The following is a 19,603-nucleotide window of genomic DNA, read 5'->3' on the forward strand; positions in this document are numbered from 1 at the left end:
GCAGCTCGTGAACGAGAATGCCTCAACGGAGTGAATCATAGATTAACCGGCGAGCGGAATCGTAAGAAATTGCCAACCTTTTCCACAGTCGGAAAAGGTAATCAGTTTACAAAAGATCGAGCAGGAACGGGATCAGCGGTTCGTCGGCAGGCGGCATCGGATAGTCACGCATATCCTTCGGGCGAACCCATTTCAGCGCCTGCCCTTCCAGCCCCTGCGCAATGCCTTCATAGCGACGGCAGACATAGAGCGGCATGAGCAGGTGGAAATCATCATAGGTGTGGCTGGCAAACGTCAAAGGCGCAAGGCAGGCCGCTTTCGTGGTGATGCCGATTTCTTCCTGCAATTCGCGGATCAGCGTCTCTTCCGGTGTTTCACCCGGCTCCACCTTGCCACCGGGAAATTCCCAGAGACCGGCAAGCTGCTTGCCCTCAGGGCGCTGCGTCAGCAGGACCCGGCCATCCGAATCCACCAGTGCACAAGCCGCAACCAGAAGAAGACGGCGTCCCTTTACCTCGGTCATTTCTCGTTGCTCTCCCGATAGGCATAGCGGTAGGCTTCCTGAAAGCCGAAGCTCTCGTAAAGCGCAAGTCCGGCGACATTGTCCGCCTCGATCTGCAGCCATGCCGTCTTCGCGCCGAGCTTCGCCGCCCATTTGAGTGCCGAACCGACAATCGCATGCCCGTGCCCCTTACGCCGTGCGGCGCGCTGGGTCCCGACATCGAACAGTCCCGCCATCACCCCATCCTGCACGCAAAGCAGGTTGGATACAGCGCGCCCGCCTTCCTCCAGCACGAACATGCCCTTGTTCGGACGAACGCTGTTGAGAAGTTCGGAGAATCCGGGGCGCATATCCTCCGGCCTTTCATGGATGGAAAGCGAGGCATCCACGAAACGCCCGATATCCTTCAATGGTATCTGGTCGATGGCGCCCGAGAGATCGAGTTCCTCGAGATTTGCCGTCATCACGATGGTCTCGTCCTGACGCTTCCAGCCCAGCCCTTCGAGATAATCTTCAAGCTCGCGCGGCGCGAGCGGTGAAAGCCTGAAACACGGAACGCGACCATAAGCACGGAAACGCTGCGCGGCCAGTTCCACGCGCGTTGGAATATCGCGCGTGTCGCCGGGATCGAGCGGGTTGATCGAGTTCAGACGCCTGGAAGGGTGCGCCGCCGTCATGCGTATCGCCCATGTGCCGTCATAGTGAACAGACGTCGCTGGCCATGCACGGAAGCCGACGGCTTCAAGCTGGCGAACGGTGGCAAGACTTGGGGCGCTGTTGGGCTTTTCCATTGCTTCAATCAACTTCTGTAGTCGCCATTGATGGCCACATATTCCTTGGTGAGATCGCAGGTCCAGACGGTTGCCTTACCCTTGCCGATCCCCAGATCGACGCGAATGCGGATGTCTTCGCCCTGCATATAGGCAGAGGTCTCCGCTTCCGAATAGGCCGGATCGCGTTCGCCCTGGTGCGCAACGCGAATATCGCCGAACCAGATCGCCAGCAGATCGCGGTCGGCCGGTTCACCGGCCTTGCCGACAGCCATGACCACGCGGCCCCAATTGGCGTCCTCACCGGCAACAGCCGTCTTGACCAGCGGCGAATTGGCGATGGAAAGCGCGATCTTCTTTGCTGATGCTGCGGATTTGGCACCGGTCACTTCGACTTCCACCATCTTGCGTGCACCTTCACCATCGCGCACCACCTGCAGCGCCAATGATTTCAGGAGACGGCCCAACGCCTTCTTGAACTCGCCCAGACGCTTGTCAGAAGCATCGGTGATTTCAGGCGCACCACGTTCTGCCGCTGATCCGGTCGCAAACAGCATCAGCGTATCCGACGTGGATGTGTCGCTATCAACCGTTACTGCATTGAAGGTCGAACCAACGCCCTTGGAGAGCAGGCTCTGCAACACGTCAGCCTTGATCGGCGCATCGGTGACGACGAAAGAAAGCATCGTCGCCATATCCGGCGCGATCATGCCTGCGCCCTTGGCGATACCATTGATCGTGACCGGCACCTGACCAAGCAGAACCGTTTCAGTCGCGACCTTCGGATAGGTATCCGTGGTCATGATCGCCTTGGCGGATTCCGTCCAGAAATCCTCGACGGCATTCTTGTTCATGTCGCCAAGCAGATGCGCGAACTTAGCAGCATCGAGCGGCTCACCGATTACCCCTGTTGATGCCAGGAACACGTCGGTCGTAGCGCAACCAACGGCCTTTGCGGCAGCTTCTGCGGTTGCTTCTGTCGCCTCGCGGCCCTTGACGCCGGTGAAGGCATTGGCATTGCCGGAATTGACAACGACCGCGCGAGCCTTTCCATGCACCAGATTGCGACGGCAAAAATCGACCGGCGCCGAGGGGCAAAGCGAACGCGTGAAAACACCTGCGGCTTCGGCCGGTCGGTCGAACACCATCAACATTACATCCGTTCGCCCCTTATACTTGATCCCGGCGGCGGCGGTAGCGATGCGCACACCATGGACGACAGGCATTGCTGGGTAATGTTTTGGAGCGAGCGGAGAAACAGACGCGGACATATGTGCCTCGATGGGGTGCGGTTTGGATTTTGCCGCATTGGAAAGGTTTGCGGTTTAAAATCAAGCCGGAAACGCTAGATCAAAATAAAAAAACGCCCCGGCAAGCCGAGGCGTGATGTTTGAAGTGAAGCTTTACTGCTGCGGAGCAGCCTCTTCCGGCGCGTCGCCGTTGTCCGCTCCTTCCTGGGCAGCGGCAGCGTCCTTCATGGCTTTCTCTACAGCCGGATCCTTGTAGTCGATCTTCATTCCGTCACGCAGCTTCTTGACGGCTTCGACATAACGTTCGCGCAGGATGATCGAACGGATCTGGTCCTTGACCTGATCGAATGCCGGCGGCTGCTTGGTGCGGCGATCTTCAAGTTGGATCACATGAAAACCGAACTGGGTCTGTACCGGCTCCTTGGTGTATTCACCTGGCTTGAGAGCAAGGGCAGCCTTTTCAAACTCCGGCACCATCTGGCCTTCGCTGAAATAACCAAGATCACCACCATTGGCAGCGGTGCCATCGGTGGAACTTTCCTTGGCAAGGTCCTCGAACTTGGCGCCGCCTTCGAGCTTCTTGACGATCGCTTCGGCTTCTTCCTTGGTCTTCACGAGGATGTGACGTGCACGCACTTCCACCTGCGGCGGCATGGCGGCGATTTCCTTGTCGTAGCGAGCACGCACATCGTCATCGCTGATCTTGTCGACAATCGCATCCTTGAAATACTCATTATGGAGCGCACGTTCGCGCAGGAACGCCATGCGATCCTTGAATTCCTGGGACTGATCAAGCTTTTCCTTTTCCGCTTCACCAGCCATCGCCTTGATGTCGATCAGGGCGGCGAGCGCAGCCAGACGGCGCTGCTCGGCAGGAAGGCGCGAGAACTGCGGATCGAGATCGCCTGCAGCCTGATCGACCTCACCAATCGTGATATCCTTGCCGTTGACGGTGGCCAGAACCTTGGACGGGTCTTCCTTTTCTGCAGGGGCCGCGGCCGGTGCAGCAGCAGGCTTGGCAGCATCCTGTGCGAATGCGGCGCCTGAGTAGCTCGCCAGCGCCACAGAGGCTGCCAGAGACATGCCGACGACAGCGAGAGCCTTGCGATAAGGGGCTTTCAGAATGGCTTTCATATGGAATTCTCTCCTTCGTGACCGCTTACCGGCCCCATGAATGCGGCGGAATTTGGCCCGGATACCCCCTATATTGCAACAAAGGAAAGGTTTTCCAGCCCTTAGAGCAACGTTGACATCGCCCGAAGCCCCTCTTATCTGTCCTTCGGCTTTACGTCCAGTAAGGGGCGGGTGAATTGCGCCGGAAATGCGCCGTATCTGGCAGCTTTCACGATGCAGTTTTCTTGCAATTGTTTCAATACGCGTGAATAAAGCATTCGACATTGCCGGAAGCGCTTCCGGCTGAACGGACAGGAAAGGACCAGTGATGGTCAGCTTTGGCGGCCTCGCCCGCAAGATATTCGGTTCATCCAATGACCGTCAGGTAAAGACCCTGCGTCAGCGTGCGCAACAGATTACCGCGCTTGAGAAGAATTACGAAACGCTCACCAACGAGCAGCTTCAGGCCAAGACTGCCGAATTCCGCGCCGCACTGGCTGACGGAAAGACGCTTGACGCCATTCTGCCCGACGCATTTGCGACGGCGCGTGAAGCCGCGAAGCGCGTGCTCGGCATGCGCCCGTTCGACGTGCAGCTAATCGGCGGCATGGTTCTGCATGAACGCGGCATCGCCGAAATGCGTACAGGTGAAGGCAAGACCCTGATGGCGACCTTGCCGGTCTACCTCAACGCGCTTGAGGGCAAGGGCGTCCATGTCGTGACGGTGAACGACTATCTCGCCACCCGTGACGCCGAAACCATGGGCCAGCTTTACAACTTCCTCGGCCTCACCGTCGGCGTCATCAAGCATGGCCTCGATGACGATGAGCGCCGCGCGGCCTACGCCTGTGACATCACCTACGGCACCAATAATGAACTCGGCTTCGATTATCTGCGCGATAATATGAAATATGAGCGCGCCCAGATGGTGCAGCGTCCGCACAATTACGCCATCGTCGATGAAGTGGACTCGATCCTCATCGACGAAGCGCGCACGCCGCTTATCATTTCCGGCCCGCTGGAAGATCGTTCAGAGTTCTACAATCTCATCGATACCTTCATTCCACCACTGGCGGACGAAGATTACGAAGTCGATGAAAAGCAGAAGACCGCCATTTTCACCGAAGTCGGCACCGAAAAGGTCGAGCAGCTTTTGGAAGCGGCAGGCCACCTGAAGGGTGAAAGCCTTTACGACATCGAAAACGTTGCCGTCGTTCATCACCTGAACAACGCGTTGCGCGCTCACAAGCTGTTCCAGCGCGACAAGGACTACATCGTCCGCAACGACGAAATCGTCATCATCGACGAGTTTACCGGCCGCATGATGCCGGGTCGCCGCTATTCGGAGGGCCTGCACCAGGCGCTGGAAGCCAAGGAACAGGTGACGATCCAGCCGGAAAACCAGACACTGGCTTCGATCACCTTCCAGAACTATTTCCGCATGTATAACAAGCTGTCGGGCATGACCGGTACGGCTTCGACAGAAGCCGAAGAATTCGGTAATATTTACGGCCTCGAAGTGCTCGAGATTCCGACCAATCTGCCGGTTAAGCGTATCGACGAAGACGATGAAGTCTATCGCTCCGTCGAGGAAAAATACCGCGCCATCGTGCGCGATATCCGCGCCTCGCACGAAAAGGGTCAGCCGATCCTCGTCGGCACGACCTCGATCGAAAAGTCTGAGCAGCTCGCCGAACGCCTTCGCAAGGAAGGTATCAAGGAATTCCAGGTCCTGAACGCCCGCTATCACGAGCAGGAAGCCTTTATCATTGCACAGGCCGGCGTGCCCGGAACCGTCACCATCGCTACCAACATGGCTGGTCGCGGTACCGATATCCAGCTCGGCGGCAATCTGGAAATGCGCGTTCGTCAGGAACTGGCCGATGTTCCGGAAGGCCCCGAACGCGACGCCAAGATCGCCGAAATCAAGGCCGATATTGCACATCTGAAAGAAAAGGCTCTGGCCGCCGGCGGGCTTTACGTTCTCGCCACCGAACGCCATGAAAGCCGCCGCATCGACAACCAGCTACGCGGTCGCTCCGGCCGTCAGGGCGATCCGGGCCGTTCCAAGTTCTTCCTGTCGCTGCAGGACGACCTGATGCGCATCTTCGGTTCCGACCGTATGGACAGCATGCTGCAGAAGCTCGGCCTCAAGGAAGACGAAGCCATCGTCCATCCGTGGATCAACAAGGCGCTTGAGAAGGCGCAGAAGAAGGTCGAGGCGCGTAACTTCGAAATCCGCAAGAATCTTCTGAAATACGACGACGTGATGAACGATCAGCGCAAGGTGATCTTCGAACAGCGTCTGGAAATGATGGATGAAGAAGACCTGACCGAGATCGTCGGTGAAATGCGCCACGAGGTCATCGAGGACATGGTCGTCCTGCGTATTCCAAAGGACGCTTATGCGGAAAAGTGGGATATTGCCGGTCTGAAAGAAGACATCATCTCCAAGCTTAATCTCGACCTGCCGGTCGAGGATTGGGCCAAGGAAGAAGGCATCGCAGAAGAAGAGTTTGAAAACCGCATCAAGGAAGCTGCCGACAAGGCTGCAGCCGAAAAGGCCGAACGCTTCGGCCCGCAGATCATGACCTATGTCGAGAAGTCCGTGATCATGCAGTCGCTCGACAATCTGTGGCGCGAACATCTTGTCAATCTGGACCATCTGCGCTCGGTCGTCGGTTTCCGTGGTTACGCCCAGCGCGATCCGCTGAACGAATACAAGACCGAAGCTTTCGAACTGTTCCAGTCGATGCTTGCGAACCTGCGCGAAGTGGTTATCTCGCAACTGATGCGCGTCGAGATCGTTCGCGAAGCACCGCCTGAACCGGAATTGCCGCCGATGACCGGCCGTCATATCGACAGCACAACAGGCGAAAACGATTTCGACGAAGCGTCCTGGGCTGAACATCAGCACGACGAGCGCAACGTGCCTGCTGCCGAACGCGATCCGACCGACCCACGGACCTGGGGCAAGGTCAGCCGCAACGAACCATGCCCATGCGGCTCCGGCAAGAAATACAAGCACTGCCACGGCGCTTTCGAGTGAAGTGAGCGGGCTCAATCGTCGTCTCTGTCAAACAAACCCCGGCAAGCCATTTGCCGGGGTTTGTTGTTTCAACCAAGCAACTCATGTCGATGTATGTCGAAGGCAGTGATATGCCTTTCTTTATTTTAGATATGTCAAATATAGATGCCGTTTAGGAAATACTCACCATTCCTTGAAGTCTTTCGACCTTCGGCAGATTAGACTTTTTCTTTTTCTCTTTATAAAGAACTCCTGTCTAAGGTTTCCATGCGCGCCAAAGGCAGCAAAGCATAGGCGCGAAAAGCCGGGTTATCCGGTGCAGAACAAGCGGGTCCTGAGACGCCCGCAAAGACAGGGTTGGCAATTAGTGCGGTTTTCGGCGGCTGAAACGGCGAGCCGGTTTCTACCCGGCAAAATCGCAGCCAGACTTCGTCCCATGACGGAGCGGCTGGATGCTGTGCTTACGGATAGCGGACCGCAGGCAAGCGCACAGCGTTCTTCGCTTGTCGCCTTTTCCGTGCGCATTGCGAGTGCCGCCATCGCACTCCTGTCTCAAGTCATTCTGGCCCGGTGGATGGGTGAATTCGAGTATGGCATTTTTGTCCTCGTCTGGCTGACCATGATCATCATCGGCGATCTGGCTTGTTTCGGACTGCACACAACCATTATCCGTTTCGTACCGGAATATGTGCAGCGTCAGATGTTCGGCCTCGTGCGTGGCATCATCCTGACCGGACGCATCTTCGCTTTCACAGCCGCCACACTCGTCGCGCTTCTGGGGGCTACCTTGCTGCTGCTGCTCAAGGACCATGTCGCGAGTTATTATCTCGTGCCATTCATTCTCGGTTTCATTTGCCTGCCCATGATAACGCTCGGCAACATGCTGGATGGCATTGCGCGCTCGCGCACCTGGGTGATGATGGCGCTGACGCCAAGCTATATCGTTCGCCCGCTCCTGGTTCTCCTGTTCATGATCATCGCGCATGAGGCAGGGTTACCCTCCACGGCAGCCATCGCGCTGGCGGTATCGATCGCTGCGACCTGGCTTACCACCGTTGGACAATTTCTGACGGTCTCCCGTTCACTGGAAAAAGATATCCCCGCCGCATCGCGCGACCAGCGTTTTGGCGAATGGATGAAGGTTGCCCTGCCGATTTTCCTCGTCGAAGGTTTTTTCTTCCTGCTCATCAATGTCGATGTGCTGATGGTAGGCCACGCACTCGATCCTGAACACGTTGCAATCTACTTTGCGGCAACAAAGATCATGGCGCTTGCTCATTTCGTCTATTTCGCCGTGAAGGCGAGCGTCGCCCAGCGCTATTCGGATCTGCTGCACAGCGGCGACCGCGCCGCATTCGCAAGCTTTGCGGAAGCCTCCGTTCGCTGGACATTCTGGCCGACGCTGTTTCTGGGTGCCGTCATTCTGCTGGCAGGCTATCCGCTTCTGCGGCTTTTCGGTCCCGCCTTCACCGCCGGTTATCCACTTCTGTTCATCCTCATCATCGGGGTGATCGCGCGCGCCAGCGTCGGCCCGGCGGAAAGCCTCCTCAACATGTCGGGAAAGCAGAATATCTGCGCTCTGCTCTACGCAGCCACGCTTGCCGTCAACGTCATTCTCAATCTGGTGCTGATACCGCGCCTCGGCCTGACGGGCGCTGCCATTTCAACAGCCATCGCCATGCTGATGGAAGCGGCGCTTCTTTCGGCAGCCGTATCACGCACCTTGCACATAACCATGTTCATTCTCATTCCACGAGACCGTGCCAAGACCTCGGAGGGGACTTTGTAATGGCCGCGAAACCTTTGCTTGAAGAATCGGCAGGCGGAAATGCAGCCCACATCGTTTCGGAACTTTCCGAAAGCGGCATGGCCCATGAAGCCGCCAAGAAGCTGGAGGAAAGCCTTCATAGCCGCGATATACCGCGCAAGCTCGCAATCTATGGTGCAGCAGCGGGCTTCGAGTTGCGGGATGAACTCGATCACTTGAGCAACCGAACGGTCGAACCGAACATCTTCTTCAATGCGCGGTTCCTGGCACCGGCCATGCCGCGTCTTGAAGATCGCGAGGTTCGCTTCATGGTCATGCGCGACGAAAACGAAATCCGCAGCCGCCTGCGCTTCGTCATGCCCTATACGATCGAGCGTCCCGGCCTGCCGCTTTCGACGCCCGTGATCCGCGCCTGGTCCACGCCGTTCGGACCGCAGGGAACACCGCTGATCGATCATGACGACCCTGTCGGCGTGCTGGAAGACCTGTTCGATATTCTGGCGCGCAGGCATCTCAATTTGCCGGATGTGCTCGTTTTGCCCGAAATGCGAGCCAACGGCCCGGCGGCAAAGCTGATCCGTTCGGTTGCTGTAGGCCGACAACTGCCTTTGGTCGCCATAGAACAGAAGGAACGCCCCTTTCTCCAAAGCGATCTGGACGGCGACGCCTATATCAAGCAAGCAATCGGCGCGCACCATCGCCGGGACTATAATCGTTTGTGGCGCAGGCTGGCGGAAAAGGGCGAACTTGCCTATCGCGTCGCCCGCACGTCTGACGAAGTGCGTCACGCATTCGAACATTTCCTGACACTGGAGGCGAGCGGCTGGAAAGGCAAGCGCGGCACCGCCATGGCCGTTGACCGGTTTCGCGCGGCTTTCGCCCGCGAGGCGGTCAACAATCTTGCTGAACGCGACTGCGTGCGCGTGCATACGCTGGAACTGGATGGACGGGTTATCGCCATTTTGATCGTCTTTACCGTTTCAGGAGAAGCCTGGACATGGAAGACTGCCTATGACGAAAGCCTGAACGCCTGGTCGCCTGGCGTTCTTCTGATGATTGAAGTCGTGAAGAACCATCTGAACGATCCCAACATCAACCGCACAGATTCCTGCGCCGTCCCCGACCATCCGGTCATGACGCGGCTCTTCGACAAGCGCGAGACAATCGAAACGCTGGTAATTGGCCTCAATCCGTCCACGGACAAGCTTGTCCGTCAGGCTGCCTCGCAGATTCATCTTTATCAACGGACACGCAATCTGGCCCGCATCGTACGCAACCGCATCCGCAGCTTCACCGAGAGGAAATAGGGTCGAATTTAAGCAACCTTAAAAAAGCCCAGAAATCACTGTCCTGAATCTCTGCGCCGGATTTATCCGGCAAGAAAGTTGCGATTGCAGTTTTGCGGAAGCCCTGCGAAGCTCCATCCCCAACAGCCACTTTGAGATTTTGAAGGTTCAGGAATGCGATTTCCACGCCCAACCGTCGCCAGCGGTACGCTTTGCGTCCTGACCGCGCTTTATCTCCTCGCCTTCACCAATACTTCTTTCTGGCAACGTTTGATCGCCTATTTCTCCGATCATCCGCAAAAGCTCGTTGTTGGGGCGGCAGCCCTTCTTCTCATCCATATTGCCGTCCTGATGGCTTTCTCGGCAAAATATATCATCAAGCCGGTTCTGATTTTCGCCATATGGGTTGCCGCTGGTGGCTCCTATTTCACGGATACTTTCGGCACGATCATCGACCGAAATGTGGTCGAGGCAACGCTCACGACGACAAAAGCCGAGTCAGGCCATCTGATAACGACGGGCTTTCTGCTGCATATGCTGCTTTACGCCGTCATTCCCTCGCTGCTCATCCTCTGGATCCGCGTGAAGCATCGGCCTTTGCTGCAAAAGCTTCTCGTCAATACGGTTTCGATCATCGTCTGCCTGGCCGTCGCCATTGCGCTGATCGGTTCAGATTACGGCAGCTTCTCCTCCATGTATCGCGAGCATCGTTCAGACATCATGGAACGGCTCATGCCCGGCACACCGCTCAAGAGCACGGTGCAATATATCGTACGTGACCTGAATGACAGGCAGATCGTGATGCAGCCGCTCGCCCTCGATGCCAAACAGGCATTGCCACCGGTTGCATCGGGCAAGAAGCTGCTGACGGTTGTCGTGGTGGGCGAAACGGCCCGTGCCCAGAATTTCAGCCTTTACGGCTACCCGCGCGAAACCAATCCTGAACTCAAGCAGCAGGATATCGTCACCTTCACGAACACAACAAGCTGCGGAACAGACACTTCTGTTTCCGTGCCATGCATGTTCTCGCCCTTTACGCGCGAGGATTATTCGAGCTCCAAGTTCCATGGTTCGGAGAATCTGATGGATGTTCTCAAACATGCTGACGTACAGGTTGCATGGTACGAGAACAACACCGGCAGCAAGGGCGTGTCGGACCGCATACAGACGGTCGATCTGCAGAATTCGAATGATGCGCGCTACTGCGAAGGCGGCGAATGCCTCGACCAGATTCTGGTCGACCAGCTTCGCGATCGCCTGAAAGACATGAATGGCAATGCGACGATCGTCCTGCATATGACGGGCAGTCACGGACCATCCTATTATCGCCGTTATCCGCCGGAATTTGCAAAGTTCAAGCCGGAGTGCCGCACGAGCGAATTTTCCGATTGCACCACGGACCAGATTGTCAACGCCTATGACAATTCCATCCTCTATACCGACCATATCCTGTCGGAGATTATCAATGTCCTCAAAGCAAGCGAGGACCGTTTTGCCCCTGCCATGATCTACATGTCCGATCATGGCGAATCGCTTGGCGAAGATGGCCTTTATCTTCACGCCGCGCCCTATTTCATTGCTCCTGACGAGCAGACGCATATTCCTTTCGTCGCGTGGTTTTCACCCGACTACGCCAATGCCACCAAGCTCGACACGGCTTGCGTCAAGCGGGATGCCGCCGCTCCTTCCTCACACGACAATTTGTTCCACACGATCATTGGCATGATGGGTATTAAGACCTCGGCGTATGACCAGACGCTGGACCGCTTTGCCAATTGCCGGAAAGCCCATGTCGCAACGTCGAACTAAAATACTCGGCGTCGCGCACAGGTCGCTGATTATATTAGCCGAACCAATGATTTGAGCCGTCCGACAAAGCGTGATACACTTTGTTTTGGGAGAGCGCATGGACAGGCGGAAAAGGAGGTCCGCACCGGTGCAATCCGGTATTCCGAAGGGGTGCCTGAAGACCGGTTAAAATTATAAAACTTCCGTCTGGCTCAAACGCTGTCGCGCCCTCCCGGGGAAGGAGATGCGCTATGGAATATTTTCACTATGTCAGCACGCTGGATTACATCCTGCTGGGCTTCATCGCCTTGTTGGTCTTCTGGAATCTGGTCGAAGCGAACATACACAGATAAATAGCGGCGGCTTATTTTAGAGCGCATCCCGAAAAGCGCGTAACGGTTTTCGGATAAGATGCGCGTTAAAACAAATATTTAGAGCGCTGATCTGATTCAATCAGATCGAAACGCGCCCTGAAGTCGTTGTGATCCCGTGGAACCTATTGTGCCTGATACGATCAGGAACAGGGTTCTTTGACGAAAATACAGCCGTTGCGACGAACGGTTGAGTGGATTGCGCGTCATTATCTCTTTGCCTCGTCCGCCTTCCGTCCGGAGAGCGGTGCAAGCTGCACTTTTGAGCAATTGACCTCGTTTCGTTTAGCCGGTATATCCCAACCCGCTGTCCCTTTGGACCATATCGAACTGCTTCGGCGGAAATGTGCGGGTGTGGTGGAACTGGTAGACGCGCCGGACTCAAAATCCGGTTCCGAAAGGAGTGTCGGTTCGATTCCGACCACCCGCACCATTTTATTAAATAATATATATATTTTTCAATAACTTAGCGAGAATAAATATTCTCCAGCCCCTACCGTGGCCCCTACTTTTTCATTCGGTTGGCTGTTTGATAAACTTTGATATTAAATCAAATCGCCTCGCGCGCGCGCCCTGTGAAAAAAATCATCAAATAGGCCAGAGCCGAACCCTCAGAAGTATCAAAACTACCGGCAACGCAGAAAAAATATCGAGAACGCCCCTAAGCGAAACCGACAAAACCCTCAAAACCTCATCCCTGCTGACGCTGCCCAATATGGACAGCCAGTAAATCGCAGTATTTTAGTGAAAGCCATGAAATCGGGTGTCTCCAAATTTGGAGAGACCCACTCCAACTTTGGCTGGCGCTATGATGTCACGTAAATCGGTTTCTGCTCGCGTAGTGATGCCAGATTAATCGGTGAAGCCTCGCGCGCGTGCGCGTATTGGTCCGAAAAGGGGTATGCGCAAAATTGAGCAGACCCCCTCCTTAAAATTCAGGAGACCTTAAAAGGCGTTATCCCGGCTTTCCCGTAAATCAGCCTATTTTAGGGGAGAGGGGCTGATGTCGGTTGTCATTGGAGCAAGAATCACGTGAGTTCTGAAATGGCTGGCAGTTGGGGAGGGCGCATGATTTTCTTATCGCACAATCATCAGGACAAGCAGATTGTCGAGCAATTCGCTATTCCACTGCTCGAAGCATTAGGACAGGATCAAGTTTTTTACGACAGTTGGTCAATCCAACCCGGCGACGGCATCATTGAGCGCATGAATGCTGGCCTGTCCGAGGCGACCCTCTTTTTGTTCTTCGTTTCAAAAAATAGTTTAGCGAGCAGAATGGTTGAAATGGAATGGCAGAATGCGCTGATGGCAAAAGCCAAGGGGCAATTGCGATTTGTTCCTATCCGTGTCGATCCTTCGCCTATACCGGCGATTTTGCAGCAAACCTCGTTCCTTGACTTGTTCAATAACGGTCTTGATGTAACAAGGAGGCAAGTCCTAGATATCGCGAAGGGCAATAACATTTTCCAGCCCAGTGTGTCGGGTTTTTCAAACATCGTTGGGACTTACACAATAGCTGGAGACGATCTGACGATTACAATGAATGCGGTCCATTTCCTTGAACCTGCTTGTGAATTCGGATTTGTTACTACCAGCCCGCTTGATGACTTTTTTTGTCGAGTTGTGGGTGCTCCCTCCTTCATTGAGACGCCCTTTGAGGGGGGTAATACCCCAGACGGAATAGCCAATATGATGGCTATAAAGAGTGGTTCGCCACTTGTGCCGGGCTTCCCTTTCCGTGTCCGCGTTACGCCAAAGAAAGGAAAGCAGGTGATGATTGATAAGGTTCTTCATCGTGAATCTGAAAACTATTGGAAGCCTGTTCTACTCACAGAAGGCTGACGTTTCAGTTGAGTAGTCATGCTCGCGGCGATGAGTACGCCTTTCGGCAATGTTCCACGCAGTAAGGGTGTCCATTTTGGACGACCTCGCCACAGAACAGGTGAAGCTCTCCAGCCTGCGCCCGATTGACCGGCCATTTGCATTGATGCCTCGAAAGGTCAGCGAGCGGGAATCCTTCATACGGCTTTGTCAGGTTATCGAGCATGGGGAGAGCCTCCGAAAACTGGGTGCTGTTTTTCCAGTGCATCGATACGAGCGCGAACAAAGGTCGGAGTGAGCAATCCATTCATCAGGCGCTTGCGGCATCCATCCAGAACGCGGTCATGCAATCTGCTCAAATCTGAGCCGAATAGAACTGCGAGAAATTCATCAGCTTGTTGCTGTGATGCTGGGACCGAAAATGGCGTGTTTTCATCTTCCCCGTTTGCTGCGAGTGCATACCCGTTTTTTTTCTTTGCCGGGAACTCGGGGGAGCTCGCTACGGCGCTTTTGATTTGCGCGCTTCGCTCCCCCTCAACGTCACCCATAACTGGAGAACCGTCGCTCACTTCATAGCCGTTTATTACAGGTAATCCTGTAAGGTATTCCTTAAAGGTAATTGGTGGCATTTTCTGCCCACCTTGATGGGCACTTTCTGCCATCCTTGGTGGGCACATATCGCCGTCCTTATCATTTTCAGGGTGGGCAACTTCTGCCACCCTTGCAGGCTCAAGGTGGGCATTATTTGCCATGCTGGATTGCGGCCTATTGCGTACATTCTGATCGGCTTTAACCTCGCGCTGGCGTTCTTCCAATTCCTGAATATGCATCTGAACTCGCTCATGATGCGGGTTGTCGATGCGATAGACCGTGATGCCATTTCTGCGGCCCACGGGAATGAGATAGCTGTGTTGCTCAAGCAGTCGGCGGGCCTTAACTGCCGTATGATGCGAACGCAGACCAGCGCGGATAAAGACACGGCTGTTTGATGCGTATGCAGTTTTTGCCTGGAGTGTCTTCTTGTCGATGGTGACAAGGGACGCATAGACGATAATCAGATTGAGGCACTGACCAGCGCGCAATAGCGGATCGGCTGCGACGGTCTCAAAGAGCGAGAACTTGAACGAGGCCAGTTCCTGCTTTGCCTGTTCGAACGCATTAGGGAACTGACGGCGTGGGAAGGCGTGAACATCGGCGGATGAATTGGCGAGCTGGCTCATGCGCCTATACCTCCCGGCACTTTGCCGAAATTCTCGCGCTCATCAACGAAGTCCTCATCGGTGTCTTCAAAATCTGCATCCCCGTCAATCTGATCGAGAAGCGCGATAGCTTCCTCAATCCATTGCTCCAGAAACAGGCGGCGCAGGCGGTTAATGGCAGGGCTACTCATGTCGCCCTCCTTTCGGAGCGGGCAACACCCAGATTGAAACATGCGTCAGTCCGCGCACGATGCGCAGCAGCAGAAAGGCGAGAAAAACACGGATCAGTTTCATGATGCGCCTCCCATGTCTCGCCAGCGAATAATCAGAAAGCCTACATCGTGGCGTATGTCTGCCGTGAATGGTTCGCCGTGAAGCTGCTCCATGAGGAAAGCCAAGTCGTTCGCGCCGTCCTGAATGGCTTGAGCTACCGTTTGCCCACTCTGGACGGATTGACCGAAAGCACCGGCAAGGCGTTGGTTGCTGGTGATGCTCATACTGCACCTGCCATTTCCAAACCAATCAGCACATCTGTTGCCAAATGTTCGGCGTGCTCCAAAACTTTTCCGAGGTTTCCCGGTACAGTTTTGCTGAATTGCCCGTCATCATCTTCAATCAAATGCACAGCAGCACGACAAACATTGAGCAGCGCGGCCAAGGTCAAACCAGTTTCAAAGGCAGATTTGATTTTGTCTTGGTTTTTAGACAAGCCTTCGGCGTTAGCCGGAATGGTATGTTCCGTCATTGGACTTCTCCAGATTTTCAGAATTGGTTAGATCGGTCTTGCCCTTGTCAGGCATACTCTCTCAGAGGGGTTCAAAATAACCGTCACAGGCGTCACAACCGTCACAGCCATTGATTTTATTACGTTTTCTCGTGACGGTTAGAAATCCGTGACGATTGCAACCGTCACACTATGCCGCCAGAAGCCTTGATATCTGGGCTTCCATATCGCGGCGACGGCTCTGAATATCGATGCTCCAAGGCTTATAGGAAAGCATTTCAATCTGCTCGCGAAGGGCTTCGACCTTTGCCAGCACCGGATTGCTAATGCGCAAGGCTGCGTCCTTGGCGCGCTTCCAAGAAAGCATCAGGAGCCAGTTGAACGTGCTGCGCTTGAAAGCCCGCTTGCTGTACTGGCGGCGATAGCTGGCCCATGCTTCATTCATGATTGCTGACAGGTTGAACATTTTTAACCATCTTTCATGTAATATTATTCGTTAACCATAACGATAATCGTTACATATAGACCTGTCAACATAAATTCGTTATACATAACGAAAATAGTTATGTGAGGTAATGATGCTTTCTCCTGAACAATGCCGCGCTGCGCGTGGCTTGGTTGCTCTATCGCAAGACGAACTGGCAAAAGCTGCGCGCGTGGGAGCTTCCACCGTCCGCAACTTTGAGGCTGGTCGGTCTGTACCTGTCGTCCATAATCTGGAAGCGATAAGCAAAGCACTCGAAGCGGCAGGCGTCCAATTTCTCGAAGATGGACAGGTGGCAAGCGGGCCGGGAGTGGCGTTGAAGAAATGATCGAGGGGCAAAAGACACTCGATTGCAGGGCCTTGTTTGAATTCTGATTTTTTGCTGATAGTGATTTGCGGTGCCGGGGCGGCACCGAGGGGGATTCATGAATTACGTAACGGCTCTTTTAATTGGTGCTGCACTTGGCATTATCCAATTTGCTGTCTCTTCTCAGAAAAAACCGACTAGGAATGGCCATCCCATTCAAGCATTGGTCGTTTTCGTTTTCATTGGTGGCTTAGTCTATGGGACGATTATTTGGCTCGTTGCCAAACTGTTCTAAACCCCGCGTTGCTTGATGCGTACTGCCATTGTGTTTCCTTTGGACAAAAGAAAAAATCCCGCATGAGTGAGGCTATGTGAAATTAAACGAAAGTCAGAGGGAAACTTATAAGCACGTCAAAGTTGAATGAGCTATTTGGGATTTCCCATCATGAATTTCGTAAGCAATTCAATCTGCTCCTGCTGCTTTTCGATAAGTGAGCGCAGTTCAGTTGATCTCATTTGATCTAATTTGTCATGAAGCGCCATAATCTCAATTTCAGCTTTTAAGTTCACCTCATAGTCATGACCAGCATCAAGCCTGTCTCTTGATGTCTGTCTATTCTGGCTCATCATAATTATCGGAGCCTGCAAAGCAGCAATCATCGATAGAATTAGATTTAGAAATATAAACGGGTACGGATCAATCGCGTGCGTAGCGGCCAGTAAATTAATACTGACCCAAATTGCGAGCAGTGCGGCGAACACAATAATAAATGCCCACGACCCTCCAAACTCAGCAACTTTGTCAGCCAGCCTCTGCCCGAAAGTTAACTTATCGTCAAAAACGCGATTTACATTTCGTGCAATGGTTTGCCTCTCAACCAGCCCCTGAAAGATACGCATTTCCCTTTCAGTGAGGGATTCTAACGGTTTGCCAAGGTAGTGGATAACTTGGTCGGCCAATTGGCGCTTATTATCAGTTGCCACTTTAGTAGTACGAGCCATATCAACCTCATTTTTATCAGTAACTATATATCTCCAATTCAAGGCTTGCTACTGTATATATCTCATTAGCCAAAGCAGATGCATAAAATAAGCCAGTACGGCTACCTCGCTCAGCCCCAGCTTTACGAGCTAAGTCAAGCAAAAGCGCCGAGCTTGGGGCACGGTTTTGTCCATTGTGTTTTCCTTAAGTTTTGGTGATGTTGATTGAAGGTTGCCTATCTTGTCGGACTTATAATCATCACGAGAGAATAATATGTATTAAAAAGACCACTTCAGGAGCGGTGGCCTCCAATCTGAGACAAGTTTTATAAGGGGAACCGGTAATTGAAAAGCGAGGATTTTGAACTAAACCGCTCATCGTTAGTTATCCCATCAGAAGGGAAGTCCGATGATTAAAAACGGCTTCGACATCCGTCACGATAGCGACGGGAAATTTGCGGTAATTGACGTCTTCAACGGTGCGGTGGTAGTGATAAACGGCCACCTGCAAACGGGATTGACGGAGGCGATGGCAGAAGCTGCCCTTGACTACCTTAGTCGAAAATACAGTGAGCGTCACGATGAAGGTGGCTCTGGCCGCTTGCCTTGACGGTATTAAAAAGCGCAGCGCCGGTTTGCGCCCCTGCAGCCGGGGCCTTTTGCTGGCACAAAACACCGACTGAAGGGCAGTGCTTTTGAACTGATTGTTGCACTATCCCTGTTGCAAGACCGGCCCGTTATCCGCCGTTAACAACCGGAGCCTGTCCCGTATTCTTCCCGTTAATACGGGAGCGTATTATCACAAAGCCTATCTGATCCATTGAATTGTTACACGCTCGCTGGACATTGGTGATACGGTCAAATCTGAGCACAATGACTTGAACGGAAAACCGTGCAAGTCTGGAACCTTCCGCTCACATGCAAGAGAGTATCCACCATGGCAAAAGGCCAAGTACGCAGCAATCGTGAAGTGCGCAAACCGAAGAAGGACAAGTCAGCCTCTGCTGATAAGGCGGCAAGCAAGACAGGTGGCGGCTTCACCACACAAATCAAAGACGCCGAGAAGCAAAAGAAGTAACTGACAGAGGCTGTTTTCACGGCCATCCTTCATAAACCAAGTTGCAAGGCACGAAATCGAGGTAGGCGTCAAAGCGCCTGCCTATTTTAAAAATCTGCATAACGGAGGTCCGTATGATTACAGCATATATCGGATCTGCTGCGGTCAGTGCTGGCGTATATCTCATGCTGAGAAACAGGACACAAAAGATGCGGCTCGCAGTCTCTGCGAGTGTATTCTTCGTGCTGTTTGCGCTTTTCACTGTCTGGTTCATCAACACCGGTGGCACTTACGGCATCATGGGCAAAAATGGCATTGCACCAGATTGGGCAATCTGAAAACTATTCACTAATGATAGCAAACAGGGCTGCGCCCGCCCGGTTTGCTGTAAGCGCTATTACGCCCGCATAGACGTCCATTTCGCATCCTGTCGTATGGGCAATCGCACGTTCCTACATAAGCCGAACGCGCTGGTTGTCCCGAACGACGCGCAGGAGCTACGCGAGATGCAACAGGCGGCGCAACTGACCTAGAGGTGTTAACTACCTTCGGCGGCGCGATTGGCGGCTTTTCTGCCAGATACTGCTCAGACACCCAACCGGTACGATTGTCGTAAGACACACTGAACCAGCCGGATCGATAGTTCAGAGCCGTGACCGTTCTGCCCCGCTCAATCGAAGTGATTATTTTTCCTGAAATAGAAGGTTCCTGCCTCATATTCACATTGGCTGTCGCATAGAGCGATTTGCCCACCAGTGGATGACGGTTCGATGATGGAGGAGGCGTTTCCGTCTGCCGTGGCGAGGTCGCCTGTACGAAGCCAAGGGGCTGAATTGCCGGTTCGGGAGATTGGATAGCAGGTTGCGAAGCTACTGGGGGAGAGGATGGCACGGTTTGCGGTTCGTCTTTGCCGAAAACCTTCACAAGAACGAATAATGCTGCTGCCCCTAGAATCCAGTTTTTCGCCTTCGCCAATTTTTCATCCCCCAATCCCCTTAAGGATCAAAGCAAAGTTTTGGCTAGCTGTCGAGACGGGGTTTCCGGCGCAAGTTGAGATAGACTCATTGCACGCGCCATGAGAGGTGGTTCGGTTTGTCTGAACAGTTTCGGGCGTTTCGTTAAGTGGATTTCCGCCGCGATTATGCCGCCACCAT

22 protein-coding genes, 1 tRNA gene and 1 pseudogene are annotated in these 19,603 nt (G+C 53.9%); 11 read left to right on the plus strand and 13 right to left on the minus strand.

What is annotated here, in order from left to right; translation table 11 throughout:
• Positions 1–106: 106 nt before the first annotated feature.
• The 4 genes from mutT to FIB18_RS22715 all read right to left on the minus strand — a co-directional run bounded on the left by mutT (position 107) and on the right by FIB18_RS22715 (position 3,656).
• Positions 107–523: an 8-oxo-dGTP diphosphatase MutT gene (gene mutT / locus FIB18_RS22700; protein WP_140023006.1), complete on the minus strand. Its 417-nt coding sequence runs from the start codon at positions 521–523 to the stop codon at positions 107–109.
• The gene (locus FIB18_RS22705) at positions 520–1,293 is read right to left on the minus strand and encodes a GNAT family N-acetyltransferase (protein ID WP_140023008.1); all 774 of its coding nucleotides are present in this window, start codon (positions 1,291–1,293) and stop codon (positions 520–522) included. The genes mutT and FIB18_RS22705 overlap by 4 nt, the downstream gene beginning before the upstream one ends.
• 8 nt (positions 1,294–1,301) lie before the next feature.
• Positions 1,302–2,543 (minus strand): bifunctional glutamate N-acetyltransferase/amino-acid acetyltransferase ArgJ, encoded by a 1,242-nt coding sequence (argJ, locus tag FIB18_RS22710; RefSeq protein WP_140023010.1) that lies wholly within the window; start codon positions 2,541–2,543, stop codon positions 1,302–1,304.
• Between the two features lie 132 nt (positions 2,544–2,675).
• Positions 2,676–3,656: a peptidylprolyl isomerase gene (locus FIB18_RS22715; RefSeq protein ID WP_140023012.1), complete on the minus strand. Its 981-nt coding sequence runs from the start codon at positions 3,654–3,656 to the stop codon at positions 2,676–2,678.
• Between the two features lie 307 nt (positions 3,657–3,963).
• Here FIB18_RS22715 and secA point away from each other — a divergent pair, with 307 nt between their 5' ends.
• The 6 genes from secA to FIB18_RS22745 all read left to right on the plus strand — a co-directional run bounded on the left by secA (position 3,964) and on the right by FIB18_RS22745 (position 13,718).
• Positions 3,964–6,684 (plus strand): preprotein translocase subunit SecA, encoded by a 2,721-nt coding sequence (gene secA / locus FIB18_RS22720; RefSeq protein ID WP_140023042.1) that lies wholly within the window; start codon positions 3,964–3,966, stop codon positions 6,682–6,684.
• Positions 6,685–7,099: 415 nt separating this feature from the next.
• Complete coding sequence (locus tag FIB18_RS22725) at positions 7,100–8,452, plus strand: lipopolysaccharide biosynthesis protein (protein ID WP_140023014.1); 1,353 nt, start codon at positions 7,100–7,102, stop codon at positions 8,450–8,452.
• Positions 8,452–9,738, plus strand: a complete 1,287-nt coding sequence (gene bspF / locus FIB18_RS22730; RefSeq protein WP_140023016.1) for a type IV secretion system effector crotonyl transferase BspF — start codon at positions 8,452–8,454, stop codon at positions 9,736–9,738. The genes FIB18_RS22725 and bspF overlap by 1 nt, the downstream gene beginning before the upstream one ends.
• 153 nt (positions 9,739–9,891) lie before the next feature.
• Positions 9,892–11,526 carry a phosphoethanolamine transferase gene (locus tag FIB18_RS22735; RefSeq protein WP_140023018.1) on the plus strand — a complete coding sequence of 545 codons (1,635 nt, stop codon included), beginning with the start codon at positions 9,892–9,894 and terminating at the stop codon, positions 11,524–11,526.
• A 698-nt stretch (positions 11,527–12,224) separates the two neighbouring features.
• Positions 12,225–12,309 (plus strand) — tRNA-Leu (locus FIB18_RS22740).
• Between the two features lie 635 nt (positions 12,310–12,944).
• Positions 12,945–13,718, plus strand: coding sequence for a toll/interleukin-1 receptor domain-containing protein (locus FIB18_RS22745; RefSeq protein WP_158295733.1), 774 nt, complete (start codon positions 12,945–12,947; stop codon positions 13,716–13,718).
• 16 nt (positions 13,719–13,734) lie between these two features.
• Here the strand turns inward: FIB18_RS22745 and FIB18_RS22750 are convergent, their stop codons facing one another.
• The 7 genes and pseudogenes from FIB18_RS22750 to FIB18_RS22775 all read right to left on the minus strand — a co-directional run bounded on the left by FIB18_RS22750 (position 13,735) and on the right by FIB18_RS22775 (position 16,086).
• Complete coding sequence (locus tag FIB18_RS22750; protein ID WP_235894955.1) at positions 13,735–13,923, minus strand: GcrA family cell cycle regulator; 189 nt, start codon at positions 13,921–13,923, stop codon at positions 13,735–13,737.
• Positions 13,913–14,326 carry a hypothetical protein gene (locus FIB18_RS22755; protein WP_140023024.1) on the minus strand — a complete coding sequence of 138 codons (414 nt, stop codon included), beginning with the start codon at positions 14,324–14,326 and terminating at the stop codon, positions 13,913–13,915. The genes FIB18_RS22750 and FIB18_RS22755 overlap by 11 nt, the downstream gene beginning before the upstream one ends.
• Positions 14,281–14,917 (minus strand): annotated as a pseudogene (locus FIB18_RS22760) (hypothetical protein). The gene FIB18_RS22755 and the pseudogene FIB18_RS22760 overlap by 46 nt, the downstream one beginning before the upstream one ends.
• Complete coding sequence (locus FIB18_RS25045; protein ID WP_168436408.1) at positions 14,914–15,087, minus strand: hypothetical protein; 174 nt, start codon at positions 15,085–15,087, stop codon at positions 14,914–14,916. The pseudogene FIB18_RS22760 and the gene FIB18_RS25045 overlap by 4 nt, the downstream one beginning before the upstream one ends.
• 99 nt (positions 15,088–15,186) lie before the next feature.
• Positions 15,187–15,393, minus strand: a complete 207-nt coding sequence (locus tag FIB18_RS22765) for a hypothetical protein (protein WP_140023025.1) — start codon at positions 15,391–15,393, stop codon at positions 15,187–15,189.
• Entirely contained in the window at positions 15,390–15,641 is a 252-nt protein-coding gene (locus tag FIB18_RS22770; protein ID WP_140023027.1) for a hypothetical protein, read from the minus strand. The genes FIB18_RS22765 and FIB18_RS22770 overlap by 4 nt, the downstream gene beginning before the upstream one ends.
• A 169-nt stretch (positions 15,642–15,810) precedes the next feature.
• Entirely contained in the window at positions 15,811–16,086 is a 276-nt protein-coding gene (locus FIB18_RS22775; RefSeq protein WP_140023029.1) for a hypothetical protein, read from the minus strand.
• 112 nt (positions 16,087–16,198) lie between these two features.
• Between FIB18_RS22775 and FIB18_RS22780 the strand changes: the two genes are divergently transcribed.
• Positions 16,199–16,432, plus strand: a complete 234-nt coding sequence (locus FIB18_RS22780; RefSeq protein WP_140023031.1) for a helix-turn-helix domain-containing protein — start codon at positions 16,199–16,201, stop codon at positions 16,430–16,432.
• A gap of 97 nt (positions 16,433–16,529) precedes the next feature.
• Positions 16,530–16,706 carry a hypothetical protein gene (locus tag FIB18_RS24890; RefSeq protein ID WP_158295734.1) on the plus strand — a complete coding sequence of 59 codons (177 nt, stop codon included), beginning with the start codon at positions 16,530–16,532 and terminating at the stop codon, positions 16,704–16,706.
• Between the two features lie 131 nt (positions 16,707–16,837).
• Here the strand turns inward: FIB18_RS24890 and FIB18_RS22785 are convergent, their stop codons facing one another.
• The gene (locus FIB18_RS22785; protein WP_140023033.1) at positions 16,838–17,413 is read right to left on the minus strand and encodes a DUF1003 domain-containing protein; all 576 of its coding nucleotides are present in this window, start codon (positions 17,411–17,413) and stop codon (positions 16,838–16,840) included.
• Between the two features lie 388 nt (positions 17,414–17,801).
• On the opposite strand from FIB18_RS22785, the gene FIB18_RS22790 reads away from it, so the two are divergent.
• From FIB18_RS22790 to FIB18_RS22795, 3 genes are all read left to right on the plus strand, one after another.
• Complete coding sequence (locus FIB18_RS22790; protein WP_140023035.1) at positions 17,802–18,002, plus strand: hypothetical protein; 201 nt, start codon at positions 17,802–17,804, stop codon at positions 18,000–18,002.
• A gap of 327 nt (positions 18,003–18,329) precedes the next feature.
• Positions 18,330–18,470, plus strand: coding sequence for a hypothetical protein (locus tag FIB18_RS25050; RefSeq protein ID WP_168436407.1), 141 nt, complete (start codon positions 18,330–18,332; stop codon positions 18,468–18,470).
• 113 nt (positions 18,471–18,583) lie between these two features.
• Positions 18,584–18,787 carry a hypothetical protein gene (locus tag FIB18_RS22795; RefSeq protein ID WP_140023037.1) on the plus strand — a complete coding sequence of 68 codons (204 nt, stop codon included), beginning with the start codon at positions 18,584–18,586 and terminating at the stop codon, positions 18,785–18,787.
• A 10-nt stretch (positions 18,788–18,797) separates the two neighbouring features.
• Here FIB18_RS22795 and FIB18_RS25080 read toward each other — a convergent pair whose 3' ends face one another.
• Positions 18,798–19,166: an SH3 domain-containing protein gene (locus tag FIB18_RS25080; protein WP_206667407.1), complete on the minus strand. Its 369-nt coding sequence runs from the start codon at positions 19,164–19,166 to the stop codon at positions 18,798–18,800.
• Positions 19,167–19,603 lie beyond the last annotated feature (437 nt).

Source organism: Brucella pecoris, assembly GCF_006376675.1.
GTDB lineage: Bacteria > Pseudomonadota > Alphaproteobacteria > Rhizobiales > Rhizobiaceae > Brucella > Brucella pecoris.